This is a genomic window from Candidatus Avoscillospira sp. LCP25S3_F1, from assembly GCF_052117125.1.
Lineage (GTDB): Bacteria > Bacillota > Clostridia > Oscillospirales > Oscillospiraceae > Avoscillospira_A.
Genome location: NZ_JBQKJT010000017.1, coordinates 25,375 through 49,370, shown reverse-complemented (window position 1 = coordinate 49,370; position 23,996 = coordinate 25,375). Strand labels below are relative to the sequence as shown.

25 protein-coding genes, 2 tRNA genes and 1 riboswitch are annotated in these 23,996 nt (G+C 44.6%); of the genes, 15 read left to right on the top strand and 12 right to left on the bottom strand.

The features are described from left to right. Positions 1–223: 223 nt before the first annotated feature. From ACTQ33_RS13810 to ACTQ33_RS13785, 6 genes are all read left to right on the top strand, one after another. Positions 224–315 (top strand) — tRNA-Ser (locus ACTQ33_RS13810). 459 nt (positions 316–774) lie between these two features. Then, positions 775–851: transfer RNA gene (locus ACTQ33_RS13805), tRNA-Arg, on the top strand. Positions 852–1,565: 714 nt separating this feature from the next. Then, positions 1,566–1,850 (top strand): hypothetical protein, encoded by a 285-nt coding sequence (locus ACTQ33_RS13800; RefSeq protein ID WP_002578946.1) that lies wholly within the window; start codon positions 1,566–1,568, stop codon positions 1,848–1,850. A 62-nt stretch (positions 1,851–1,912) separates the two neighbouring features. Beyond that, the gene (locus ACTQ33_RS13795; RefSeq protein ID WP_002578945.1) at positions 1,913–3,325 is read left to right on the top strand and encodes a relaxase/mobilization nuclease domain-containing protein; all 1,413 of its coding nucleotides are present in this window, start codon (positions 1,913–1,915) and stop codon (positions 3,323–3,325) included. A 425-nt stretch (positions 3,326–3,750) separates the two neighbouring features. Continuing rightward, a complete protein-coding gene (locus ACTQ33_RS13790) occupies positions 3,751–4,863 on the top strand; it encodes a hypothetical protein (RefSeq protein ID WP_441465157.1) in 1,113 nt (370 codons plus the stop codon). Between the two features lie 59 nt (positions 4,864–4,922). Further along, the gene (locus tag ACTQ33_RS13785; RefSeq protein ID WP_171332420.1) at positions 4,923–5,267 is read left to right on the top strand and encodes a hypothetical protein; all 345 of its coding nucleotides are present in this window, start codon (positions 4,923–4,925) and stop codon (positions 5,265–5,267) included. A 91-nt stretch (positions 5,268–5,358) separates the two neighbouring features. On the opposite strand, the gene ACTQ33_RS13780 is transcribed toward ACTQ33_RS13785, so the two are convergent. The 5 genes from ACTQ33_RS13780 to ACTQ33_RS13760 form a co-directional block, all read right to left on the bottom strand. Then, positions 5,359–5,571, bottom strand: coding sequence for a DUF6070 family protein (locus ACTQ33_RS13780; protein ID WP_221400448.1), 213 nt, complete (start codon positions 5,569–5,571; stop codon positions 5,359–5,361). Between the two features lie 38 nt (positions 5,572–5,609). After that, entirely contained in the window at positions 5,610–5,987 is a 378-nt protein-coding gene (locus tag ACTQ33_RS13775; protein ID WP_209345886.1) for a hypothetical protein, read from the bottom strand. Then, positions 5,987–7,165, bottom strand: a complete 1,179-nt coding sequence (locus tag ACTQ33_RS13770; RefSeq protein ID WP_171332418.1) for a hypothetical protein — start codon at positions 7,163–7,165, stop codon at positions 5,987–5,989. The genes ACTQ33_RS13775 and ACTQ33_RS13770 overlap by 1 nt, the downstream gene beginning before the upstream one ends. Before the next feature lie 129 nt (positions 7,166–7,294). Beyond that, positions 7,295–8,125 carry a methyltransferase domain-containing protein gene (locus ACTQ33_RS13765; protein WP_083655179.1) on the bottom strand — a complete coding sequence of 277 codons (831 nt, stop codon included), beginning with the start codon at positions 8,123–8,125 and terminating at the stop codon, positions 7,295–7,297. Positions 8,126–8,494: 369 nt separating this feature from the next. Next, complete coding sequence (locus ACTQ33_RS13760) at positions 8,495–9,598, bottom strand: 23S rRNA (adenine(2503)-C(2))-methyltransferase RlmN (protein WP_118408992.1); 1,104 nt, start codon at positions 9,596–9,598, stop codon at positions 8,495–8,497. Between the two features lie 495 nt (positions 9,599–10,093). Between ACTQ33_RS13760 and ACTQ33_RS13755 the strand changes: the two genes are divergently transcribed. The 9 genes from ACTQ33_RS13755 to ACTQ33_RS13715 all read left to right on the top strand — a co-directional run bounded on the left by ACTQ33_RS13755 (position 10,094) and on the right by ACTQ33_RS13715 (position 17,984). Further along, complete coding sequence (locus tag ACTQ33_RS13755) at positions 10,094–10,759, top strand: response regulator transcription factor (RefSeq protein ID WP_441050113.1); 666 nt, start codon at positions 10,094–10,096, stop codon at positions 10,757–10,759. Positions 10,760–10,871: 112 nt separating this feature from the next. Beyond that, positions 10,872–11,573, top strand: coding sequence for a hypothetical protein (locus tag ACTQ33_RS13750; RefSeq protein WP_171332347.1), 702 nt, complete (start codon positions 10,872–10,874; stop codon positions 11,571–11,573). A 149-nt stretch (positions 11,574–11,722) separates the two neighbouring features. Beyond that, positions 11,723–12,637, top strand: coding sequence for an ATP-binding cassette domain-containing protein (locus ACTQ33_RS13745; protein WP_171332346.1), 915 nt, complete (start codon positions 11,723–11,725; stop codon positions 12,635–12,637). After that, complete coding sequence (locus ACTQ33_RS13740) at positions 12,630–13,463, top strand: ABC transporter permease (RefSeq protein WP_171332345.1); 834 nt, start codon at positions 12,630–12,632, stop codon at positions 13,461–13,463. The genes ACTQ33_RS13745 and ACTQ33_RS13740 overlap by 8 nt, the downstream gene beginning before the upstream one ends. A 10-nt stretch (positions 13,464–13,473) precedes the next feature. Beyond that, on the top strand, positions 13,474–14,316 hold the full coding sequence (locus ACTQ33_RS13735; RefSeq protein ID WP_171332344.1) for an ABC transporter permease subunit: 843 nt from the start codon (positions 13,474–13,476) through the stop codon (positions 14,314–14,316). A 10-nt stretch (positions 14,317–14,326) separates the two neighbouring features. Further along, a complete protein-coding gene (locus ACTQ33_RS13730) occupies positions 14,327–15,208 on the top strand; it encodes a sensor histidine kinase (RefSeq protein ID WP_221400432.1) in 882 nt (293 codons plus the stop codon). Between the two features lie 203 nt (positions 15,209–15,411). Continuing rightward, entirely contained in the window at positions 15,412–15,771 is a 360-nt protein-coding gene (locus tag ACTQ33_RS13725; protein WP_171332342.1) for a helix-turn-helix domain-containing protein, read from the top strand. 7 nt (positions 15,772–15,778) lie between these two features. Then, a riboswitch (cyclic di-GMP riboswitch) is annotated at positions 15,779–15,854 on the top strand. 74 nt (positions 15,855–15,928) lie between these two features. Next, positions 15,929–17,338 carry an AfsR/SARP family transcriptional regulator gene (locus ACTQ33_RS13720; RefSeq protein ID WP_427758033.1) on the top strand — a complete coding sequence of 470 codons (1,410 nt, stop codon included), beginning with the start codon at positions 15,929–15,931 and terminating at the stop codon, positions 17,336–17,338. Positions 17,339–17,696: 358 nt separating this feature from the next. Then, complete coding sequence (locus ACTQ33_RS13715) at positions 17,697–17,984, top strand: helix-turn-helix domain-containing protein (RefSeq protein ID WP_171332339.1); 288 nt, start codon at positions 17,697–17,699, stop codon at positions 17,982–17,984. 366 nt (positions 17,985–18,350) lie between these two features. On the opposite strand, the gene ACTQ33_RS13710 is transcribed toward ACTQ33_RS13715, so the two are convergent. From ACTQ33_RS13710 to ACTQ33_RS13680, 7 genes are all read right to left on the bottom strand, one after another. Continuing rightward, on the bottom strand, positions 18,351–18,686 hold the full coding sequence (locus ACTQ33_RS13710) for a hypothetical protein (RefSeq protein ID WP_441465156.1): 336 nt from the start codon (positions 18,684–18,686) through the stop codon (positions 18,351–18,353). An 18-nt stretch (positions 18,687–18,704) separates the two neighbouring features. After that, positions 18,705–18,989: a hypothetical protein gene (locus ACTQ33_RS13705; RefSeq protein ID WP_441465155.1), complete on the bottom strand. Its 285-nt coding sequence runs from the start codon at positions 18,987–18,989 to the stop codon at positions 18,705–18,707. A 19-nt stretch (positions 18,990–19,008) separates the two neighbouring features. Then, positions 19,009–20,418 carry a DUF6094 domain-containing protein gene (locus ACTQ33_RS13700; RefSeq protein ID WP_441465154.1) on the bottom strand — a complete coding sequence of 470 codons (1,410 nt, stop codon included), beginning with the start codon at positions 20,416–20,418 and terminating at the stop codon, positions 19,009–19,011. Then, on the bottom strand, positions 20,402–20,854 hold the full coding sequence (locus ACTQ33_RS13695; protein ID WP_441465153.1) for a hypothetical protein: 453 nt from the start codon (positions 20,852–20,854) through the stop codon (positions 20,402–20,404). The genes ACTQ33_RS13700 and ACTQ33_RS13695 overlap by 17 nt, the downstream gene beginning before the upstream one ends. A gap of 62 nt (positions 20,855–20,916) precedes the next feature. Beyond that, the gene (locus tag ACTQ33_RS13690) at positions 20,917–21,612 is read right to left on the bottom strand and encodes a hypothetical protein (RefSeq protein ID WP_441465152.1); all 696 of its coding nucleotides are present in this window, start codon (positions 21,610–21,612) and stop codon (positions 20,917–20,919) included. 17 nt (positions 21,613–21,629) lie between these two features. Further along, positions 21,630–22,412 (bottom strand): ThiF family adenylyltransferase, encoded by a 783-nt coding sequence (locus ACTQ33_RS13685; protein WP_441465151.1) that lies wholly within the window; start codon positions 22,410–22,412, stop codon positions 21,630–21,632. Continuing rightward, positions 22,409–23,662, bottom strand: coding sequence for a hypothetical protein (locus ACTQ33_RS13680; RefSeq protein WP_441465150.1), 1,254 nt, complete (start codon positions 23,660–23,662; stop codon positions 22,409–22,411). The genes ACTQ33_RS13685 and ACTQ33_RS13680 overlap by 4 nt, the downstream gene beginning before the upstream one ends. Between the last annotated feature and the right edge of the window lie 334 nt (positions 23,663–23,996).

Genomic DNA, 23,996 nt, shown 5'->3' with positions numbered 1-23,996 from the left:
GAATTAGCCATTAAATGTCGCCTCCTTTGCAGAAAAAAATAAATGCGATTGAGCAAGCCCTAGTCATTTGACATAGTGGTTGTTCTTTCGCATTTAATATTACAATCTGCGAAGTCGAAAAAATTTTTAAAAAATGCTTGACTTTTCTCGGAAAGAAGTGTAATATATAGGAGCTGACTGAGACAGCGGCAAGAAAATAAAACAAAAACTTGTCAAATGACCTGGAGTAGTATCGAAGTGGTCATAACGAGCACGACTGGAAATCGTGTAGCCGTGTTGAGCGGCTCGAGGGTTCGAATCCCTCCTACTCCGCCAAAATCCCGGCTGTATAAACAGCCGGGATTTCTTTTATCTGCTATAAAAAATCAGTGATCTTAGCGATCACTGACATAATATTCTTCGTTGGAAAAAATCAAAGCATCCACATCCCCCTGATCGTTGCTATCATTGGGAAGGGGAGTGGTGTTAAACCAGATCATAGCGAAACCTCCTTTTGCAGCATACTTGTTCAGTATATGCAGCAGAGGAGGGGATATGCCACAACTTTTCTGTATAAGCCCCCGTAGCTCAGTTGGATAGAGCGGTCGCCTCCTAAAAATCGAATCGTTCGAATCCTGGAGCCCTGTAAAAGTGAATATTTTCTGTATACGCCCCCGTAGCTCAGTTGGATAGAGCGGTCGCCTCCTAAGGTTGCGTTACAACGGCCACCTCAAAAAAAACTAAATAAGGGATTGCAGTTCGACTTTGATCGGGCTATAATCATATATCAGACACGTCCATATAGCTCAGCTGGATAGAGCACACGCCTCCTAAGCGTGGGGTCGGAGGTTCAAATCCTCTTATGGACGCCAGTGAACAACGCCGAAAGCCTTTGTTTTCAAGGGTTTTCGGCTTTTCTTATATAAAAAGCTACGAAAAAGCTCTTTCACTGTATGAGATAAAATTCTACTCCAAAATTTGATTTTTGACAACCCCTCCAGAATCGAACGGTTGTTATAAGACAAAATCGCCAGCTAATTTTTAGCAGAAAACGGGCTGTTCTTGCTAATGAAAATGCCCTTCCTGCTAATCAGCCCCAAAATCGTGCCAAAAATCCAGCTAATCAAAAAAGGCGGATGTTTTGAATACCATGCAGTTATAGCAGATAAAATTAAATATCGTTATGTACATAGAGCGTCTATTTGCCCCGCATTGGGGATGGATAGGCGCTCTTTTTTTATGCCCAAACCCATGGGCAAATACAAGAGATTGGAGGTGTTTTATTTGAGCAAGCCTGTTTATACCGCAGACAAGCCGAGCGACTGTCATTACTGCTACTTCTGGACGAATGGCAGAAAGGGCTGCCGTCTGGGTAGAAATAATTGCTACTACTTAATCTCTTTGCCGCCGAAACCCAAGTCGGAATGTGATGGCTGTCCCTACCCGATGACCCTGACAGCAAGCTCAATGCCTGCGTGGGAAATATCCTGCGTATCTGGCAGGACGGTCAGGCTGACAAATTGACCCAGTTGGTGTTCTGCGACCTTACCCTTGTACAATATAATTAAAAGAAAGGGGTTGAGCCTATGAAGCTGGTATTGAAGATATTGGCACTGCCGGTGCTGTTCGTTGTAAAAGTGATTTGCATTCTTGGAAATCTGCTTACAAATGTTGTGTCCTATGTAATTGGTTTATTGCTCTTGGTCATTGGCGGATCTGCGATTTACTGCATTGTAAAGGCTTTGTGGCAGTCCCTGCTTATTCTTGTGGTTCTTGGAATTGCGACAATAGCAGCGGTGTTCTTGCTCGTCTGGGCTGTTATGAAAGTCGAGAATATTGGAGAAAGTCTGGGAGCATTTATCAGGTCATAAGATAATATCAGAGAAAAGTCACCGACCGGTGGCTTTTTCTTTTTGGGAAGGAAGTGATGGGAATGGCAGCGACAAGATTGATTGCACTCCATGTGAATAAGGGAAAGACGGTCGCTCAATGTTTGGCAGACAGAACCGACTACTCACAAAATGCCGCAAAAACCAATGATGGCGAATTTATCAGTTCCTATGAGTGTGATCCAAAGACAGCAGATGAGGAATTTCTGCTTTCCAAACGGCAGTATCAGCATATTACCGGCAGACAGCAGAAGAACAATATCATCGCATACCAGATACGCCAGTCCTTTAAGCCGGGAGAAATCACCCCGGAAGAAGCGAACCAAGTCGGCTATGAAACAGCGATGCGATGGACAAAGGGAAAACACGCTTTCATCGTTGCGACCCACATCGACAAATCCCACATTCACAATCATATCATTTATAATTCGACCTCGCTGGATGCCACACGGAAATTCAAAAACTTCTTTCTTTCCGGTCTGGCGGTGCAAAGACTCAGTGATATGGTTTGCCTGGAACACGGGCTGTCCATTATTACACCGAAGCCGTATCGGGAGCGCCAGAAAAGAACTGTTTATCCCAAGAAGCGTACCCAGCGTGACGAATTATGTGATGCGATTGATGCGGTGCTGAAGCAGAAACCAAAGAGCTTTGATGGCTTTGTTCAGGCTCTGGCTGACATGGGATTTGAGTTCAAGGATGGAAAGCAGCCTGCGTTCAAGGGCGAGAATCAGAAGCGTTTCATTCGGCTGCGTTCCCTGGGCGAAGGATATAGCAAAGAGGAAATTCAAGCGGTTATCTCCGGCAAGAACCTGCACAAATCAAAAGGCGGCTCTGCCAAGGCTCCTGCCCCGAAGCAGTTCCAGATGCTGATTGATATTCAGGCAAAGATGGCCGAGGGCAAGACGGTCGGTTATGAAAAGTGGGCGAAGAAGTTCAACCGAAAAGAAGCTGCCCGAACGGTAATCCTACTGAAAGAAAAAGGCTTGGGCAACTACGACGATCTGACTGCTCATATTGAAAATCTGTCTGCCCGGTTCGATGCGCTTTCTGATTCTATCAAGGTCGCAGAGAAACGTATGGTTGAGGTTCAGGCGTTGCAGCAGCACATCAAAAATTATCGCAACACAAGGCAAATTTATATCGAGTACCGCAAGTCTGGATATAGCAAAAAATTCTTTGAAGAACACCGTCAGGAAATCACAATTCATAAAGCGGCGAAGCAAGCCTTTGATGAATTGCAGATTACAAAGCTCCCGTCCATGCAATCATTGTATGAGGAGTTTCATCAGCTGGCAGTCCAGAAAAAGCAGGACTACGCTGAGTACCGTCAGATCAGAAAAGAGAAAGAAGAACTGCTGATTGCCAAACGGACGGTTGAAACGATTTTGAATATCGACAGGCAGAAAGAGCAGGAAAAAGAGAAAGAGAAAGAGGAAAAGAAGAACTTCCGTTAAAGCAAAAAGCCACGGTCTGCACTCCCCAAAGGGTGCGGATCGTGGCTGCTTTTTTGCTTTTCGATTTCGGTGCTTTCAACCATGGGCAAATTTTTATTCTACTGTTCTTTGAGAAACGATTGAAAATCGTGTAGCCATCATCGGCAGATGATGTTCAAAGGGGATTGGGGATGCTTCCCCAACAAGCAAATTTGCGAAGATTGCACCGAAGGGAAAATCGAGAAAATGAGTGAACCTGTACAGGTTTACACTGCTTGCCAATTTGTGAACTTCAAAAGTTTCTTAAAATAATTGTTTCCCTCTGTCCAAAATTAGTACCCTCAATCGTTATTATAGTTAAACCATAAATAAGGAGAGGGTTCCAATGTTTTGTTAATATGGGTTCATAGATATTCCACACCATATGAATGAAAGGAGAACACGTTATGAAAAAGATTATTTGCTTGATGCTCGCCGTAATTATGGCTTTCTCCATGAGCGTTTCTGCGTTTGCGGCAGAAATTGATGCAAACGATGAAGTGTCGCTGATTGACAATTCCATTGAAGAAATTGATGCATTACTCATTGCCAGTTCCATGTTGAATGCTCCTGACATTGCAAATGATATTCTTGTATCGGGCGCAACTGAGAATGATGTGCTTCCGCTTTACAATGCATTTGGTGAGATCGTTGCCTATTACGTGTCTTTCGAGCCGACAGGCTATGCTGTTGTAAACAACAACATCGAAAATCCATCCGTGATTGAGTTTGGTGAGGGTGTAAATCAGCTTATTGATGACATTTTGAAAGTTGAAAGCAACCCACATATTATTTATAATAACCCCACAGAGGTTTACTCTGCCAATGTAAAAGCCAGAACTGTTAATGCAAGTTCTGACTTGTATGACTATTATCCTGTTTTGGAAGAAGCCAATTATGCCGCCGTTGCTCAATTGGCACAGCTTAGACAATTTGTTCAGTCTGATGCCAGTGTGTGTAGCGATGGTGATTACGGTTTTATTGATTGGGGAGATATGCCCCCCGGTACATATGATTGGGATATGGTTGCAAATGCAGCATCCACAGATTGGGCAACCACAGGTGAATTTAGTTCGATTGCAAAAAACCACTGTGGTGCCACTGCGGTTACAAATTTTGCATTGTACTTTGCAAATTGCGGTTATTCAAATCTGAAAATCAATTCTTCTGTCTATGATACATTTGTTGCTGTTCACAAGATTGTTGGCAATGGTCCGGTTATGACTATTGCCGATGAAGCAAAAGAATATTTCACTGATCGTGGTTATACGTTAAAGACTAGTTCTGTTGGTAGTTTCTCTGGTATTCAGACTGCAATCGGAAATGATCGTCCTTGTGGTATCCTATTAGCAAATGCTATTGTTGATTGGCATTGGGTGATTTGTGTAGGTTATCGAGCATATAATTCTGGCGGTAGTTATATGAGAGTTGTAGATGGTTGGAATGATACGACACTTAAATTCTATCTTTGCAATTCTGGTTCTACTTGGATTTCCGCAACACAGTATTGGGTGGCTTGACCGACCGAATATTTTACTGCTTAGAGATAAGGAATTATGAAAAAAGGAGGTGAGGAGTGATGAAAAAATTTTTTAGCATGCTTGTAATGGTGTTACTGATGATTTCATTAGCAGGTTGTTCAAAAAGTATGAATTACGTCATAGGGAATGAACCATCATTCGTTGGAACAGTTGAGGTAGTAACGGATGAATATGTTCTGGTCAATGTCAATGACGATGATGCAATATATTCTGACCATCCAAATATCCAAGTATCGTTAGATGTGGAACTTAAGGACAGTTATTTGGATTTATCGAGTGGCGACGAAATTGTTGTATATTACGACGGAAGCATAATCGATGAAAAAGCGGAAACTGTGTATGCGATTACATTAAGAACACCTGCGAATCGTGAAACACAGTAGTGCTTATAGTAGAAGATAGAATAAAGCTGGCAGTTTCAAAACTGCCAGCTTTATTTTTGTCAATTTTTAGATTATTTCCAGGATAGGATTATCAGCGTTCGTTCCACGTTATTCGTGGCTCACAGAAAGGCAAACCATATTCCGTCTGGTAAGTTACTTTGTTTCCTACATATTGGAACCTCCCATTCTCTAATGGACGTACAGTAACTTCATGCGCAAATAGACAGTCCGTCTTCAGATCTGTTGACAACATGGCAACTGTTAAGGTAAGAGTTCCATCAGAATTGATTTTATATTCAGTTATAACTCACCAAAATCTAAAATAAAATTACAAACAATTTTCTATTCAAAAGTGTTTGAATTTATCCCAACAAATTCACGGTTTTTAAAATACCCGATTTCTAATTCTAGAGGCAGGTTTTTTCTAATACAATCGTATCCATTGCCTAAAAACGAACAATTATGTGCATCTGACCCTAACACAACTTTTTTTCCGCCTAACTCAATATATTTTTTTATAATATTATATGATGGCAATGGTTCTGTACAGTCATTAGAAATTGAAGAGGTATTAATCTCTAATAAAATCTCTTTCTTTATCATTAGCTCAAGGATTGAATTAATTGTTTTTTCAGGAATTTCCCAACTATCAAAATACCTTCGAGGAAAATCTAAGTGGGCCATGGCTTGAAAAGAGTACGAAGAGATACTTTGAAGCATTAAATCGTAATATTCAAAAATTGCTTGATTCTCTGGTAAGTTTTTTGCACCAGGAAAAACGGAGTTATTACAATGATGTAGCAATCAGTTGAACCATATAAAGAAAGCAGAACAAAAAAAGGTTGATGATCACTTTGGATGGTTGTAGGGGTTACTTCAATGTTTAAGCCTTTGATATCGCCCTTTTTTTGTATATGTAAATTGTTTCTTTCCCATTTTATAGATACTCCCATTGCCAATAGAATATCTATCTCAGGTTTTAAAGTTAGCGAAATTGTTTTCTTGTTTAAATCTAAAAATGTCAAATTTGTATTATTTATTAAAGCTAACGTGGAATATGTTATAATTTCACTTATGCATTGAGTTAGATTAAATTCAATATACTGATTGGAAGAAGCCATAACATTTCCACTGCAGACAATAGAATTATCAGAGATGTCAATTTTTTTACCTATTAAGCGCAAAAAATCAATCATATCATAGACATCCGTTTTTAAATATGGATTTTTTATGATAAATTTTTGTTTGTTAACAGATAAAAGTAATGCCGTTTTAGTGGCCCCTCCTACAAGCGGTCCACTCAAATCTTCGCTAGAGTATGAAAAATTTTTTATATCTAACTCGGTTATATCGCTATTGTCACCAAAATTACCTATTATTCTATTAGATTCTATACTTATTTTGTGATTAAAACATTCAATCACTGAAGCAATATGAGAAAATGGTCTATTATGTGAATCTATCGAATCACCAATTTGACAACCTCCAGAACCATAATATTCAAATTTTCCTAATGCAATTAATAGCGCCGGGCACAAATACATAGAACCATGAATACACTTTCCTAAAAAGAAAGGAATGTTGGCATTACATATGGTACTTGCGTCAATAAACAAACGTTTGTTATATATTTTTGCAGTACCACCTAGTTCATTTATTATTGCGATAAAAACATATGTATCACTTACTATAGGTGGATTAACAATAACAGTCTTCATTTTGAGTGCAATAGTTAATGCTATTATTTGAACCATTGAATGTTTGTATCCATCCAAACTTAAGGAGGCATTAACTGGACTATTTTTGCTCACACTTATATTAATATTTTTATTTTCTCCTTTAAACAAAGTCTCTGTCCGAGATAAGTGTTGGTATGCATAACTGACCTGTTTATTCATTTTCTATGAATGCCCTGGGTAAACGAAAAGGAACAAGGTATATTTCATCCTTGTTCCTATCGGTCAGTATGTGCTATTCAGTTCAACAAATTGGAATTTGTTGCTCCGTCAAACTGAAAGTTTCAAGCGTTATAGACTTCCCACAAATATCTCTGCATCAATCGTCAAAGTTTTTAGCTTTTTGAAATCAATCTCAGTTTTATCTACATGGAAGAGCAGTGGGGTCATGTCTGCAAAAATTTTAATATCCTCTAACGGCATTTCATATGATTCTGAAACTCTTTTTTGGTAAATAACAGAATACTGCTTCTTGAATAAGTTAATCACATTCTCATTGGAATACTCTTGATTTTTCAAATGTTCTTTTGCAATGTTTCTGAACTCCATCAGATGTTTATTCCCAGGAATAACCTTTACAATATAGCCGCTATCCGTCAGAACTCTATTGAACTCCAAATAATTAGCTGGTGTAAATATGTCCAGTATACAGTCTACTGAGTGGTCTCTAATTGGCATATTTTCCAAATCACCCACAAACCACTTTATAGACTTACTACCGTCTCTTTTTGAAGCAAGGGAAATGGCATCTTTTGAAATATCAAAAGCAACTATATCTGCTTGAAATAGTTCTTTGATTTTTCTAGAATAATATCCTTCACCACATCCGACATCAAGAATAGTTGTTATGTTTTCAAGCTTGCTCAATATATGTGTTATCTCCGTAAGAATATGTGAATAGTATCCCTTTTCTAAAATATCCATTCTGCTTTCAAAAGAAGTTCTGCTATAATGCTTAGATTGCTTTTGATTTAATGCAAAATTCACATATCCTAATTTAGAAATATCGAAACAATGCTTATTACTACACAGCAAACTATTGCCTACCATCTTTAACTTTCGTTTACATATTGGACAACGAAAAAGCTTTTCGCTGTCATTAAATCTAATAATTTTATTCATGACATCCTCCATTATTACATTCTTGCCCGAAAGCGAGTTATGTAATACGGATGTACCGCAACACAACTCGCGGTATTATCTTAATCTCATATATGCTGTCATCTTATCACCTCCTCAAATTCAAGTTTGTATAACTATTTTATTGCATTATAGCATACTTTGGTCTGCTTTTCCCACTCCAGAGAAAATTTCTTTGTCGATAATTATCCTACCTATAGGAATATTTTTATTCACCAATACTTATCTCGGACAGAGATTAAACAAAAAATCGGATAAACATTTATATTCCATAATAGATTCCTTGTAACTCTAATTGTTGATAGACAAAAAAACAGATCGCCTATGCATCACAAACAAAATACGGTTAATTTAGTGTTTTGTTTTGTAATTAATTTTAGAAAATGTATTTTTGTGCTTGCTTTTAGGATTCTCTTTCTTGCTTTTTGAACGATTGTGAAAACCTAAATCCTTCCCCATTGAATTGTGTTGCTTATTCTTCTCGTTTGTGTTACTAACCAACTGACCGCAGGCAGCTTTGATGTTATTACCTCGTGATTCTCTCATTTTTACTTCTAAACCAGCCGCTTCAAGTCGCAATTTAAATGCAACTAATTGTTGTTTGTTTGGCCTGTTAATATTGCAATTTGCGGTATCATTATATTGCAAAAGATTTATCAAAACATTTTTCTCACGAAACCATCTTCCTAATTGACGTACATCAGTTGCTTTATCATTTAGACCAGGAATCAATAAATAAGCAATTGTTACTTTTCTGTTATGTCTTTCCGAATATGATAAAACAGATTCAACAATCTTATTTATGTCATAACCTTTCATGTGAGGTATAATTATATCTCTTGTTCTTTGATTTGTTGCATGAAGAGAGAGGGTGAGTTGTATCTTCAGATGTTCTTCTCTTATTTTTTTTAATTGTTCTAAAGGACCTACTGTCGAAATATTAATTCCATCTGTGGGGAAATTAAGCCCATTTCTATCTCTTAGTATATGAATTGACTTAATTACATTATCATAATTAAAAAATGGTTCACCCATTCCCATATATACAATTCTGTTGACTTTTTCCTTCAGTAATGTTACTTGTTGCACAATTTCGGAAGGAGTTAAATTTCTTATAAATCCATTACTTCCAGATGCACAAAAAATACAACCGACAGGACATCCTACCATTGTACTAACACATACAGTTACACCTGTTTTTCTCTTTATGCAAACAGTTTCAACGCAGTAACCATCCTTTAATTTGAAAGAGTATTTTCTTGTGTCACCGCCATTATAAATATCATTAATGCTCATTGTTTGATATTTCTTTTGGGGCTTTTCCTTATAAAGGGCATGCATAAGCGATCGAGCTTTTTTTTCTCCAACGCAATCACAAATTTCTTTATATGTATAACCGTATGGGTCCGAATTTATCATTTCTTCAGTGATAATTATTGTGTTTTTATTTTTCATATCATCAATACCTTTCGAGAAATATAATTACAAAATACGATAAACTACCATTATTATAATAACATTTCTAAAACAAAAAATCAATAATCTACATTGGTCTTTGTATCCTGTTGGTAATTATTCTTTTGATACCTATTCCTATGCGGCTAAAAGATGGCGGTACAGTTGTGTATAATGCCATTCTGTATCAAGTTGAGGATGTGCGTAGAATAGACCCAGAAGCCACCTCCGAAGATGATTACCTTGAAGGAACGATAATTAAAATCCTGGGCATTGAAGTCTATAACGATGTTGAGTAACCGGATATCTTAACCTGCGTATTTGAATTGAATATATGTACAAGGCTTCCACTTTATATGGTGGGAGCCTTTTCTCTTTCCGATGTTCACAATTACAGCCTTGAAGCAGGTTAGGTTTCACAGTATAATTAGTAAGTATTATTATAAGCAGATGGGAGTTTCCCTGACTGCAATTTATCATACAAGGAGACCCATAATGAAAACAATCGCAATCATAGATGATGATATTCATATTGGAGATATGCTGACCGAAGTGCTGACACAGGAGGGTTATGCTGTTCTCCGTGCATATTCCGGAACAGAAGCACTATATCTTCTTTCACAAAAAAAGCCCGACTTGGTACTGCTGGATCTGATGCTGCCGGGACTGTCTGGTGAGGAAGTTCTGCCGCACATTGAGAATATTCCCGTTATCGTTCTCAGCGCAAAAGTAGATGTGCAAGACAAGGTAAATCTTCTGCTCAGTGGTGCAGCGGATTACATGACCAAGCCTTTTGATACAAAGGAGCTTCTTGCCCGTATCACCGTTCAGCTCCGCAAGGCAGAACAACATGGTGAAACCAAATTCCTTTCCGTTGGCAATCTGGTTTTGGATATGGTTTCCCTTTCTCTGACGGTACAGGGACAGGCTGTGAAGCTGACCCGAACAGAATATGCCATTTTGAAGCTGCTGATGGAGAATCCGAAACAGGTCATAGCCAAAAGTGTTCTGCTTGACCGTATCAGTCTGGATACACCGGATTGTACCGAGCGTTCCCTGAAACAGCACATCAGCAATCTTCGTAAGAAACTGCAAGATGTCAACGGAGTGGATTATATCGAAACGGTCTGGGGAATTGGTTTCAAGCTGTCAGATCCATAACCTTGACCAAAACTGTTTTTTCTTATTGTATCATGCCTAATAATCCCAATGAGGACGAAGCATATAAAAACAAATGTCAAAAACAGGACATCGAAAAGGAGAAAGAATGAATATGGCAAAACAGAAGCTTACGGATGAGCAAAAAAGATTAGACACAGATCTTTGGATTATAATTTTGGTAACATTGGGAGTTTTCCTATTTTACACTGTAACAGGGAAACAACTAATGAGTTTCGTTGCAAACAGCAGCATTTCAGTTATTCCAAGATTGTTACTTAATGCAGGAGTACAATTTGGCATAGCTGGATTGGGAATTACAATCGTTTGCATTTTTCGTAAAGAAAACTTCACGTATTTTGGGTTGACACGAAAAAATCTTTTCAAAACAATCATCTGGACGATTATATGTTTTGTTCCGTCGACCTGTTATATTTTTTTATCAGGTCAATTTAATGGTTATCAGCCTTTCAGTATTTTAATCACAGATGATGTAATTGCAAGCGGTATTCCATTTTCAATATTAGGAATGGCTCTTATCGTTCTTGTATGGGGATTTTTTGAAGGATTTAATTATGTTGTTATTTGCGACAAAATCAATAAGAGGTATCCTACCACAAATCAATGGTTAGATTATGGAGCTGCTATTTGCGCAATCGTATGTATACTATTTCACCCATTTAGCACTTCTTTTTGGGGAATTGTAGAAATAATTACCACATTCATTGCAATATACGGAATGTTAATAGTAAAAAAGAAAACAGGTAACGCTTGGGGCTGCGTATTTGCTTTTTGCTTTATCTGGAACGCTTTTTGATTGATAGAGGTTGAAATGAACCTTTGGCTGAAATTCTGCGTATGTATATAATGACTGATCAAAAATCTTGACGAAATCTTGACGTTTTTCTTGACCACTTTCTTGACTTTTGTTTTGTAAACTTGGGTCATCAAAGGAGGTAACACACTATGAACTATATTTTGCAAACAAACAGCCTGACAAAAAAGTATAAAAACTTTCAGGCTCTGAACGGTCTTACCATGAACGTTCCCAAAGGCTCTATCTATGGCTTCGTGGGAAAGAACGGCGCTGGTAAGACAACCCTGATCCGACTGATCTGCGGATTGCAGGAGCCGACTTCTGGCGATTTCACGCTGTATGGCATCCGCAATGACAGCAAGGATATTATCAAATCCCGTCGCCGCATGGGTGCCGTGGTGGAAACACCGTCCATCTACATGGATATGACTGCGGAAGAAAATCTGAAGCAGCAGTATCTGATTCTCGGTCTGCCGTCCTATGAGGGTATTCCTGAACTTCTGAAGCTGGTGGGCTTGGAGAACACCGGAAAGAAAAAAGCAAAGAACTTTTCCCTGGGCATGAAGCAGCGTCTGGGTATCGCCATCGCATTGACCGGTGATCCTGACTTCCTTGTTCTGGACGAACCTGTAAACGGTCTTGATCCGCAGGGCATCGTGGAAATGCGTGAGTTGATTTTGAAGCTGAACCGTGAAAGACAGATCACTGTTCTGATTTCCAGTCACATTCTGGATGAGCTTTCCCGTCTGGCTACTCATTACGGTATCATCGACAACGGCCGCATGGTAAAGGAATTGAGCGCAGAGGAGTTGGACGCAGCCTGCCGCAAATGCGTCCGCATGGAAGTGACCGACACCGCAGCTCTGGCTCGTGTTCTGGATTCCATGAATCTGGAATATAAGATCATTTCCGCAACAACCGCCGATGTATTCGCAAAAATCAACGTAACCCAACTGACCGTTGCACTGGCAAAAGAAAACTGCGAAGTGCTTTCCATGCAGGAAAAGGACGAAAGTCTGGAGAGCTACTATATCTCCCTTGTGGGAGGTGGCAGCAATGCGTAAGTTGATTACAGCAAACTTTCATCGTTTCAGTAAAGATCGGTTTTCATGGTGCGTTCTGGGAATCGTCGTGATTCTATCTCTTGGAAATGTATTCAATAGCGTTGGTTCTTTTGAGACAATGGCGGCCAGTGGTTATGCCGTGAGTCTGGACGAATACTATTTCAATCAGGCACCGCTCATCGGAGCATTTCTTGCCTTACTGATTAGTATGTTCTTGGGGACTGAGTTTTCCGAAGGAACCATTCGCAACAAATTATGTATCGGACATAAGCGAGATGAGATATTCTTATCTAATTTTATTTCCTGTGCATTTGCGTCAATCGTTCTAACTGTGGTGTGGCTACTGAGCAGTGGGCTACTTTTTGGATTGATTGGGCCATTAGAGATGGAGGTATCTAAATTTATTGGCTGCATTTTTGTAGCAGTTGGCTTTGCTGTCTCTTTTGCGGCTCTCTATACCGTGATAGGCAGTCTTTCTTCCAATAAGGCAATGACCATCATCTACACATTTGCGGTATTTATCATTCTTGTAATGGCTGCTTCCGCTTTATATGACCGACTGAGTGAGCCAGAGATGCACACGGGAATGACGATTGTAGGTAATCAGTTTGTGGAAATGGAACCGACACCGAATCCGTTGTATCTGTCCGGTGCGACTCGCACTGTATGTGAAGTGGCTTTGGAATTACTTCCTACTGGACAGGCACTTCTGCTGAGTGATGTTGCCATTGAGTATCCTGTCCGTGCGATTTCTTTGAGTGTTGTATTTACTGCTGTGACATTGCTTGTGGGCAGTATGCTGTTCCGCAGGAAAGATATTAAGTGAGGTGGCAGCTATGAGAAAACTATTATCTGCCAACTTCTCACGACTTTGGAGAAGCAAAATCTTTTGGGTATTGGAAGCTCTCTCTGCTATTGCAGGTGCAGTATTCTACATTCTGGCAATTATCAACACGAAGAATATCGGAGAAAACTGGTATCTTGCCAGCGGTAACTACTATTTCTTTATCGGATTGGTTATTGTAGGGGCTATCATGGCGGTGTTCAGCGCTTTTTATATTGGTTCGGAATACGATCAAGGGACGATTCGCAATAAATTGAATGTTGGATGTACCCGAAACAGTATTTATTTGACGAACTTGATCGTCGTAGTCACATCCAGTGTCCTGTTTACGATTACGCATATTGCGGCATCTGTTGTTGTTGGCTTACCATTCCTTGGTGGATTGATGTGGGAGGCACTTGCTCCTGTGGGATGGCGTATTCCCACTGCAATAGTCATGCTCCTGTGTTATTCCGCTGTTTTCACATTCATTGCTATGCAGGACAGCAATAAATCCCGAAGTTTGATCATTAGTTTTGTGTTCGCTCTGGTAATTATTATTGGGGGCTTGTACGTCTACAGTGCTTTGCAGGAACCGGAGTTCACTACTCGTATGATTATGCAGGAGGATGGCAGCTATTTGCGTCAGGAAGGCATTCCCAATAGCAATTATATTCGAGGGACTGTTCGAACAGTGTACACTTTTGTAGAAGCCTGTATTCCATCTACGCAAGGCTTGAATATCGCCCGTTCGGAAGGTGTATTTAGTCCGCTGGCGATAATTTGTCAGTTATGTGTATCTATTGTGACCACTGCCGCAGGCGTATCACTATTCAAGAAAAAAGATATAAAATAAGAGGACTGTTATGGAACATCTGCTGTTAATCATCATCGGAATATTGCTTCTGATTATCTTTGTGCTTGTTGCAAAGGTCTATTTCCTGCGCAAATCGGCACAGGAGATTGCAGAAGCGTTCCGTGACCGATTGACAGTAGACACCAATACTCTCATTGATATTTCCACCCGTGACCCGTATATGCGAAAGTTGGCGGCAGACATCAATGTGCAGCTTCGTCTGCTCCGCAAGGAACGCCATCGTTACCAACAGGGCGATTTGGAACTGAAAGAAGCTGTCACAAATATTTCCCATGACCTGAGAACCCCGCTGACCGCAATTAACGGTTATCTTGACCTGTTGGAGCGTGAGGAAAAGAGCGAGAATGTTCAGCGTTATCTTTCCCAAATTAAAAACAGAACCGAGGTTTTGAAGAATTTGACCGAAGAATTGTTCCGATATAGTGTGGTCACATCTTCGCAGGATCTGAAATTGGAACACATGGATGTTGTCCGGGCGCTGGAGGAAAGTCTGCTATCTTTCTATGCGGTTATGCAAGAGAAAGGCATCCAACCGGAAATCAAATTGCCAGAAGAACCAGTTTTCCGTGAACTGGATACAGGTGCAATCAACCGAATTTTCTCTAACATCATCAGCAATGCGCTGAAATACTCTGATGGCGATTTGTCTGTAGTCATGGATAAGAATGGTTGCGTTACATTCAGCAATACGGCGCACAACCTAAATGCTGTAACTGTCGGCAGATTATTTGACCGATTCTATACAGTAGAATCCAGCCGTAATTCAACGGGCCTGGGATTGTCTATTGCCAAGCTACTGATCGAGCGCATGGGTGGAACAATTTCTGCACAATATGCGGAACATAAATTGAATATTGTTATCAAGATGTAATGTTGTATGAGGAAGTCCGTAGTTGATGCGAAGGCATCGCTATGGGCTTCTTTTTTGCGAAAATATATATAAAATGACCGTACAGCAAAAATATTTTTTCTGAAAATATTGTTACAAGGTCATTATGACTGCGTGGCAAATCGACAGTTGGACAAAATGACCTTAGAATAAAAGTATCAAACAGACTGGAGGTGATCGGAGCGATGGGCGTAAGTGAATTGAATTACGTGCAAATCGGACTACGTATAAGAGAAGCTCGTAACGCAAAAGGATGGCCGCAAGCAGAACTTGCATTTCGTGCTGGGCTGAATAGTGCTTATGTGAGCCACATAGAGACAGGAAAGACCAAGCTGGCTCTACCGACTATCGTAAAGATTGCTAATGCTTTGTCTGTTTCTACGGATGAGCTGTTATGTGACAGCTTAGTGCAAACACAGCACGTTTATGATAAGAAAATTGCGGAAGAACTGAAAGACTGTGATAATATCGAGCTTCAGGCGTTCCTGGAGATTATTCAGTCTACCAAAAAGGTTCTACGCAAAAACCGTGCGACCACAACTTAATAATGACCGAGAGTTAGGGCAAAACTGGTGAAAGCCAGTGACGCAAAGCTATAGGGCCTGTAAAATGGCAGCCAGTTGCAAAGCTTTTGGATACCCAGCTGTCAGGCCATTTCGTGTCTGGCAGCTTTGTGCATTTTGGGGGAAAGGAGAAATTTCAATGTTAAATAAGCTCAAAAGATTCATAGGTAGTAACGAGCCTGTTCAGCATAAGTCTGAAGAAATCGAACAACAACAATACATACAATATGCTCAGGAATTGGAACAGTCTTTAAGCAGACTAGAAGCAGGTGTTCACGAAAGTGATGACCCGTCATGGATCATGCAGAGCGTTATGAAAACAGCTCTTGATTTCTATAAGGGTGACTGGATTGGCTTTCTTGAAGTCGATCTGGAATTGGGATTGTGGACTCCTACCCACTGGTATAATCCAAGCCCAAACGACAAAACGCTTGATCTCTTACAAGAATTTGAATCAGCTGAGTTTCTTCATAGATGGGTTACTGCTATGCACGACAATACAGCGATTGTTGTGCCGGATATGGAAGAAGTACGAGAGCAGTTCCCAGGTGAGTATGCAGTGTATCAAAGGTTAATGGCAAAATCCGTTTTGGCGGTTCCTGTGAAACCTCGCCCAATGGGATTCTTGGTTATCAGAAATCCGCAGAGATACCTGACCAGAAGCAGTATGCTTCAGCTGCTTGCCTTTGTGGTTCTGGCTTGCGTAAACGAGCAAAAGCTGATGCAAAGCATGAAGATGTCGTTCTCTCCTGAAAACATCGAAAACGATGCTGACATCATCATTAACCTGTTTGGAGATCTGGAAATCTATACCTCCAGTGGTGTTCTTCGTGAAGGTGATTTGAAATCTCCTAAGTGTTGTCGTCTGCTGGCATATATGCTTTTGAATAAGAAAGTCACGATACCGGCTATGGAGATTGCTGAAGCAATCTGGCCTGAGGAAGCAGCAGAATCTGATAATCCGGGAAAGAACCTAAGAGCTTTGGTATTCCGTTTGCGTCAGGCGTTTGCATTGGTTTCTCCTCATCAGTTGATTGAAACAACCACCAATGGATACCGTTTCAATCCAGACCTTCATATTATGACAGACCTTCAGCTATTCGATAAATACTGGAACATGGCGCAGCAAACAGGTTCTACATCTACAAGAGTAGAAATTTTGAAGCAAGCTGTTGATCTGTATAAGGGCAAGGTGCTTGCAAGCGCTGAATCTGAGCATTGGATTATGCTGACAGCATCTCATTACGATCTGAGATATACTGGTGTGGTCAACGAACTTCTGAAAACTCTTGAAGATGCCAAGGACTATCAGAATCTTCATAAGTATGCGGCACAGTCGCTGGCTGTTGCTCCTGGCAATGTAAAAGCGCATTACTGGCTGATTGTTGCCATGTTTAATCTGGGTGCAGACGAAATGGCAGATACTCAGTTGGAAGCGGCTAAACGAGCATTGACCGATGAGGAATATTACGAATTGGTTGAAGCGTTGAAAAAAGCTAAGATTACAGAGCCTTCCAACCTGTTTCGTAACGAAAAACTGTCCATATAACAACCATATAACACCTGTGTGACAATCATAAAACACGATTTTCGCCATATAACAACCATATAACGCTGTCAGAATTCTCATGTAACGGGAACCCCCGTGATTATAACAACTGTATAACAATCTAAAATATCCATAGAACCTCGGTAGAGTATGGTTTCCGGGCAAAAGCAAATTTGCCTTAGAAACATAGCTTACGGAGGTTCTTATTTTGTGTCCGCATAACCATCAGGGAGCGGTCGCTTTTGCAGATAGCAAAGGCGGCTGCTCCCTTTTTCTTTTTTTATCTGAACATTGTCGTTCGCCCCCTCCGAGCTTGGAATTTCGATTTTTCAAATTTCAAGATTTCGGAGGAAAAACAATGTTTTACGATCAGAAAGACAGTGGCATGAGAATTGCCGAGTTAAGAAAACAAAAAGGGCTGACGCAAGAGCAGCTGGCAGAACAACTTAATATCAGCACAAGTAACCTTGGAAAGCTCGAAAGAGGGCTCCAGGGTTTATCAATCGATCTGCTGATTGAGATAGGAATCTTTTTCGGAGTGGGTACTGACTACATACTATTGGGTTGCTCAATTCAACCGACAACACCAGAAGAAGATATAGATTCGATGATTAGACAACTGATTCGCTTAAAGCAAAAAATTTAACCCACCGTAGCACGGCGGGTAATCCGCCGTGAGAGGTCATAAAAAGCTGAGTTTAGAAAAGGTACAATTTAAGTGCAATCAAGGTTGCCCCTGGTTGTGTTGTTCCTTGAAAACTGCATAGACAATCATCGAATACGTTCCTGCTGTCGGTGCGAGAGCATCAGCCACATCAGCGGTACGCCGTGACGTATCGGAAAGAGAAACAGAATGACTTTCTTCCTATATTAAAGCAGTTGTCTCTCCTCCGGTATCAGCGATCAATATCGGCTTGTAAATACTGGGCAGCTACCAGTACGGCAATGAAAACAGCAGGGTTAAAGATACTTCTCTACGGAGCTGGCGGAGAACCCGGCAGAGGTTAGACTCCTACTCCCGTGTGGTTTCGGTTTCCTGCCTGTCGCTGATCTGGCTGCTGTCCAGCATGCCATGGAGATGGTACTGCACGGCTTCCTCCTGCCGGTGTCGGCCGGAAGAATAGAAGTAGAGAAACAGCGCTGGATCACTGCGGCCCAACAGAATGCCGTAGTCCTGATCGATTTTCTGGCGCCAGGCTTCAACGGCCGGTTCAAACCGTTTGCAAACACGGCCCAGTGTGGGCTGCAGCAGCTCGGATACCTGAGACCAGAGCGCTGTCCGCAGAGCGGCATCGTCGCCGGTCAGTCCGTCTGTAGAGAGTACCAGAACAAGAGAAGTGGTTTTCATGGGGGATACCTCCGTTGATCAGTATTCATCTGGGAACAGGATGGTGGTGGCAGAGCGGTCGCCCTCGGTGATGATCCAGAACTTCTTCCCATCGGCGCTGTGATAGGCAGACAGAAGCCGCAGACCATGGCGCAGCGCGTCATCGTTCTGCCGCTGGTCCTCCGGGCAGACATCGCCCCAGTCACAGGCCGTGTGGCGGGACAGGGCGCGATACAGATCCCAGCAGGGGATCTCCTCCAGTACGCGGGGCGTGGCCACCAGACGGCCAATGGAAAAGCTTCTGGGTACGGATGCGGTGTTCATATACAGTTCCTCCTTGCAGCTATGTCAATGACCGGAAGCCGTTGGGCGTCAGTACATTGAAGATCATTTTGTTGGTGATGGTTTCTTTGACTTCGGAGCCCGTATGAGTACCGGCCGCATTGTGGCGTTCTTCCCGTTCTGTGCGGACGACCTTCACAACACGCCCCTTGATGATGTGGGGATGGTCGCAGTCGATGAGGCCGTTGATGAGGCCGGACCCGCCGATGAGCCCAATCTGTCCGATGGACAGGGGCAGCAGGGGACGCTTCACGCCGCTGTCCAGGGCGCTGCGGGCCATCATCTGGGCAAAGCTGTCGGAGCGCCGCAGCTGCTGTTCCAGCTCTTTCTCGTTGAACTTTTCTCCTTTGAAGGTGGCAACGGAACAGGCAGTGGCGGGAACGGCATAGCAGTGTTCCGGCAGGGCCGACAATGGGGGAATGGCCTCCGGAGACACGGCCTGTCGCTCCAACTGGTGACCGGCATCTGCATCGGCTTCTCTGTGCTTCCGAAGCCCCATGACAACCACCTGTTTGAACCGCTGAAACTCTTGATCGGAGAAACGCCAGACGGTGAGGTCGGAAAAGTTGTCGCTCAGGATCCGGCAGATATCCGGCGTCAGCCGGTAGTACGGCACGACGTAGAGCAGCAACCCTCCATAGACCAGATGGCACATACTTTCTATGAGAAAGCGTTTTTCATGGCGGGACCGCCCACCACCGGCGTTGAGCACCGACAGATAGGGTGGATTGAGAAACAGCAGATGGAAAGCTTCGTGGCTGATGCGGCTGTGAAAGAAGCTTCCGAAGCCCACCCGGTGCAGCCGGCTCTGGGCCTGCTGGGCCCGATGCTCATCCAGCTCCACACCGTAGGTGAAGCAGTTGTTGCCCTGGGCCAGCTGCCGAAGGGCCTGACCGCAGCCGCAGCAGGGGTCCAGCAGATTGGTGGTGACACCCTGGGGAAATTGGATGCCCCGCAGCATGGCGGCGATGTTGTCCGGGTCAGTCGGGTAGTAGCCCATCTTTACATGGTTCATCAGTCGTCCGATGACGGCGGCGTTGGCTTTGCCGCCCACGGGAAATCCGTCCGCAAAGCGGCAGAGAGCGTCAAATACCGGCTTATAGGCGGTACTCATCAGATCGAAGCGCAGCAGTCCCGCTTGCAACTGCCCGGCAGTCAGAGCCAACCGGGGTTCCTCCAGCTCCAGAAGCAGGAACTGGGCGGCGCCGATGGATTCGGCCAGGCTTTGCCGGACTTTCTGCAATTCTGCATAGGCGTCCCGTGCGGCGGCTTGATCCTGCTGCCGGGCCTTCTCCACTCTGGCCCGCTGGACGACCAGGGCCTGGGCCAGCCGGAGAATTTTCGTTTGCAGGGATGATAGCTGTTCCTGGGCATAGCACTGCTGCATCGGAGATTCATGCGGCTGCTCCATGGAAAGTACCATCCTTTCGCAGCATACTCAGCCGTTCCAACAGCTGGGGATACGACAGCTTTTGCAGCTCCGTCAACGTCAGGAACTGGTTGTAGCCGCCCTTGTAGTCCCGGATGTGTCGAATGGACCGATAGAGGGCGATGCGCTGCCGGTCATAGCCGGACTGTTCCAGACAGAGGTAGAGCCCACCGGTTTCCCACATTCCCATAAGGGTACAGGAGCCGGACACGCCGATCCCGCCGGGATTGGACAAGACCTTGACCTCCCGGAGCCCCAGATCTTTGGCCAGGGCCTGGAGGAACGTCTTTCCCACATGGAGAAAGGCATCCTTGGCGCCGTTGGGGCCGGATTCCCGGGGGCCGTGGAGATCGGAAAGATCCCGGGCCAGCAGAACGCACAGGCGCTGCATATGGTGTTGCTGAGATGAAATGGACATGGTGTTTGCCTCCTTTTTCGATATGCAAAACGGCAAGGAATGGATGTTCCTTGCCGTTTGGTTTATGCCACTGGCCGCACAATGCGCTCCTGCTCAAAATCAAAGACCGGGGCGTTGGCCTCCGGTGTGCCGGGTACCAGTTTTAAGGTATAACCGGCCTCCCGGGTGAGCTTGAACAGATTGACGATGCGGTTCAGTTCTTCATCTTCGGTGTCGCAGCCGGTGGGAGCCGTCTCCTGGGGAGAGACTGTTTCCGGCGACGCGGATTCCTCGCCTTCCGACGTATCCGCCACATCATCCTCCCAGTCATCCTCCCAGCGGGGCCGTCCGAAATTCATCCAGAAAGAGCGCAGGGACGAGGCCAGAAGGAGCCGCAGCAGGCCGCGCCGCTTTGCGGGTAAGTGGACCACCTGGTCTGCCAGGACCTGATCCACTTCACTGACGGCAACGGTCAGTTTTTTCGTTCGCACCACGGTGGCGGACAGATACGACGAAACGGCGGCACTTTCCGAGGCCACCAGTTCCGGCGTTACCACCCGCTTGGCCAGCAGATGAGCGCAGGTAATGGACGCGGCCTCCAGCTCATCCATGCGGATCTCATCGGCTGAGATGCTGCCGGCGCAGATGACGCCGGTGCCGCTGATGGTTTTGGCCCGCAGATCCCTGGCAATGGTCAGACAGCCGTTGAGGACCAGATGCTCCGTGTAGAGGGACTCATAGGCGACCCGTTCTCCGGCGGGGATGTAAAATGTTTTCATGGTATCGTTCCTTTCTTTTACGCAGCCCGTTTGCGGGAACGGACAGGCGGTACCCGCCGTTTATCCAGTACGGACTGCAATTTGACAGATTTGGTGGAGAAGTCCGTCTGGCGGACGTAATTTTCTCCATGGGTCAGAATGTTGTAGAGAATGTCCAGGACAGCAGTGGCAGCCGTGAGGTTGGCGGCCATACTCTGTGGATCAGCCAGAGCCGCTTCGGCGCAGGAACGCTCGGAAGGGAAGAGATCCGCTGCCTTCAGCAGTTCCGGGTGGACGCCGCCGATGGGTTTGGACAGCGTGTGACCGTTGCGGCGGACGCCGCAGACCACCTGGCCGGTAAATTCACTGTTGCCGCTGTCGATGTAGACGAGATCACGGCAGGCGTAGAACGCCTGGTGGCAGAGCTGCCGGGAGCGATTGTTGTCCACGGCGCCGATCAAGATCACCAGTTCCGGGTTTCGCTCCCAGGTGCGGCTGGGCGTGACCCACTGTTTGGGCGTGATCAGCTCCAGCAGCTGCGGCAGCGATTCCACAAAACCGGAAACGTATTCGGCTTCCAGGCCAAAAACGGCGGCGTAACGCTCTGCCAGCACCCGGGCCTTGTTCTCGCCCAGGTCTGCCGGGGAAAAATTCTGCCGGATGAGATTTTTCTCTTCCACAATATCACCGTCGCAGAGGATGAGACGGGACGGCCGATCCAGGGCATACAGCAACCGGTACAGGTGGGGCGCGATATGGCCCCCGGTGCCGCCGGCGCCCAGCAGGACGATCTTTACCGGTAAGTCTGTGGGAAATCTCATGAGATCCCCTCCGTTGACAGCTGTTCCCCACGAAAACGGGTGCGGATTGGCGCAATGGTCACAGCCCGGGACCACTCGGCGGGGAAAGCAGGGGAGAAACCCTCCACAATGTCAGCCGGGTCCAGGGGAATGAAGGAGTCTCCGCAGAAAAAGCGGGCTTCCAGAGCCGGATAGAACCGATCCAGCTGGCCGACGACCAGATAGAGACCGGTCTCCCGTTCATCCCGGTCATCTACAGCAGAGAAGTAAGCTTCCATGCAGTGATGGCTGTGGATATCGGCATAGCGGATGTAGCGGGGATCGTCGTCGTAGGGACAGCTTCGCAGATCAGCCTGGATGTGCTCCCGGCCCACTTCCTGCTGGGGAATATAGGCGAAAAAGTTTTGCAGCGCCGTATCCCAGTAGATCAGGACCAGGGCCTCATAGGCCCCCTGTTCCTGCAGAAAGGAACGGAAGAAGGCGATGATCTGCTCCAGCAGTGCCCGGGGGATGCGGGGCAGAGCCGGGGTAAACCCGGCTCTGATGGAGGGAAACTCAACAATGTTGTGTTTTGGGGCGAGGAACTCGCCCATGGCGGTTTTACGAAGCTCATAGATCTGCCCATCCCGCGCCGGGATCAGGCAGATGACCTTGTCGGAAGCGCGGGCGTCTTCCACCGTGGAGAAGTGGCCCTTGTAGGCGGCCACACCCTTGGTTTTCATGACGACCTTGGGCTTGACAAAGCAGTCGGGATTCTTGTCCTTGGCTTTTTTCAGCGCCTCCAGGAACTCCCGGGAGCGCTCCATGGTCTCCTTCATGGACTGAATGGTGGTCCCTTTGGGGTCCTTGACCTCTTTGCGGATGCCGCAGTAATCCATGGTCCAGCTGACAAACTTGCCTTCCTCCAGGTCGGCAAAATCGGCGGATTTCTGGATGCGCAGTTCCTCAAAGGTGATGGAGGCATCCTCAATGACTTCCCTGGCGCCCTTGTGGTAAAAGACCGGCGGCTTTTCCAGCAGTCCTTTTTGTGCGGTTTCCACGGCTTTCTGGGTGAAAGCAGCAGCGATGGGGTTTTCCTGAGGCATCGCGGCGGGAGCCGGCTGCGACTCTGTCGGCGGTGTCACTTTTGCAGGCGTTGGCTGTTCTGCTGGCGGCGTGTCAAAGGGGTTGTGGTCGGCAACCGGTGTGCTGCCGAAGATCTGGTCGATGTCGAGACTGTCCTCCGGGGACAGGTCGGCAAAGGCCCATGTGTTGTTTGCAGATTCGCTCATAGGTTGGTGCTCCTTTCATTTTTGGACAAAAAAATACCGTAATCGCCAACTGGCCATTACGGTTTTCCTGTCAATATGGTTTTGTGATTTCAGATCCTGTATGGAACGGAGGGCATACTTGCCCCCTTTCTCGCCGCTCCTTCCAAACTTACTCCGTTCCGGTAAAACTCCTGCCTGAAATACAAGGATAGTGTACCACAGAATCCGGCGAGGGGGTAGGTGAAGATGTTTCAACTGATATTAATGTGCCATTCCAATCTGCGGAAAACTGGAAGCTGGATGACTCCACAAGGAAAAAAGTTGTCTTCGCCGAAACCAACTCTCAAATCGAGAA

Excerpts from the sequence above, each read along its gene's own strand:
- ACTQ33_RS13785 (WP_171332420.1), top strand. The coding sequence starts at position 4,923 with ATGAAAAAATTTTTTAGCATGCTTGTAATGGTGTTACTGATGATTTCA.
- ACTQ33_RS13755 (WP_441050113.1), top strand. The coding sequence starts at position 10,094 with ATGAAAACAATCGCAATCATAGATGATGATATTCATATTGGAGATATG.
- ACTQ33_RS13770 (WP_171332418.1), bottom strand. The coding sequence starts at position 7,165 with ATGAATAAACAGGTCAGTTATGCATACCAACACTTATCTCGGACAGAG.
- ACTQ33_RS13790 (WP_441465157.1), top strand. The coding sequence starts at position 3,751 with ATGAAAAAGATTATTTGCTTGATGCTCGCCGTAATTATGGCTTTCTCC.
- ACTQ33_RS13720 (WP_427758033.1), top strand. The coding sequence starts at position 15,929 with ATGTTAAATAAGCTCAAAAGATTCATAGGTAGTAACGAGCCTGTTCAG.
- ACTQ33_RS13710 (WP_441465156.1), bottom strand. The coding sequence starts at position 18,686 with ATGAAAACCACTTCTCTTGTTCTGGTACTCTCTACAGACGGACTGACC.
- ACTQ33_RS13750 (WP_171332347.1), top strand. The coding sequence starts at position 10,872 with ATGGCAAAACAGAAGCTTACGGATGAGCAAAAAAGATTAGACACAGAT.
- ACTQ33_RS13685 (WP_441465151.1), bottom strand. The coding sequence starts at position 22,412 with ATGAGATTTCCCACAGACTTACCGGTAAAGATCGTCCTGCTGGGCGCC.
- ACTQ33_RS13800 (WP_002578946.1), top strand. The coding sequence starts at position 1,566 with ATGAAGCTGGTATTGAAGATATTGGCACTGCCGGTGCTGTTCGTTGTA.
- ACTQ33_RS13725 (WP_171332342.1), top strand. The coding sequence starts at position 15,412 with ATGGGCGTAAGTGAATTGAATTACGTGCAAATCGGACTACGTATAAGA.
- ACTQ33_RS13690 (WP_441465152.1), bottom strand. The coding sequence starts at position 21,612 with ATGAAAACATTTTACATCCCCGCCGGAGAACGGGTCGCCTATGAGTCC.
- ACTQ33_RS13680 (WP_441465150.1), bottom strand. The coding sequence starts at position 23,662 with ATGAGCGAATCTGCAAACAACACATGGGCCTTTGCCGACCTGTCCCCG.
- ACTQ33_RS13765 (WP_083655179.1), bottom strand. The coding sequence starts at position 8,125 with ATGAATAAAATTATTAGATTTAATGACAGCGAAAAGCTTTTTCGTTGT.
- ACTQ33_RS13740 (WP_171332345.1), top strand. The coding sequence starts at position 12,630 with ATGCGTAAGTTGATTACAGCAAACTTTCATCGTTTCAGTAAAGATCGG.
- ACTQ33_RS13695 (WP_441465153.1), bottom strand. The coding sequence starts at position 20,854 with ATGTCCATTTCATCTCAGCAACACCATATGCAGCGCCTGTGCGTTCTG.
- ACTQ33_RS13705 (WP_441465155.1), bottom strand. The coding sequence starts at position 18,989 with ATGAACACCGCATCCGTACCCAGAAGCTTTTCCATTGGCCGTCTGGTG.
- ACTQ33_RS13745 (WP_171332346.1), top strand. The coding sequence starts at position 11,723 with ATGAACTATATTTTGCAAACAAACAGCCTGACAAAAAAGTATAAAAAC.
- ACTQ33_RS13760 (WP_118408992.1), bottom strand. The coding sequence starts at position 9,598 with ATGAAAAATAAAAACACAATAATTATCACTGAAGAAATGATAAATTCG.
- ACTQ33_RS13715 (WP_171332339.1), top strand. The coding sequence starts at position 17,697 with ATGTTTTACGATCAGAAAGACAGTGGCATGAGAATTGCCGAGTTAAGA.
- ACTQ33_RS13795 (WP_002578945.1), top strand. The coding sequence starts at position 1,913 with ATGGCAGCGACAAGATTGATTGCACTCCATGTGAATAAGGGAAAGACG.
- ACTQ33_RS13730 (WP_221400432.1), top strand. The coding sequence starts at position 14,327 with ATGGAACATCTGCTGTTAATCATCATCGGAATATTGCTTCTGATTATC.
- ACTQ33_RS13775 (WP_209345886.1), bottom strand. The coding sequence starts at position 5,987 with ATGCTTCAAAGTATCTCTTCGTACTCTTTTCAAGCCATGGCCCACTTA.
- ACTQ33_RS13735 (WP_171332344.1), top strand. The coding sequence starts at position 13,474 with ATGAGAAAACTATTATCTGCCAACTTCTCACGACTTTGGAGAAGCAAA.
- ACTQ33_RS13700 (WP_441465154.1), bottom strand. The coding sequence starts at position 20,418 with ATGGAGCAGCCGCATGAATCTCCGATGCAGCAGTGCTATGCCCAGGAA.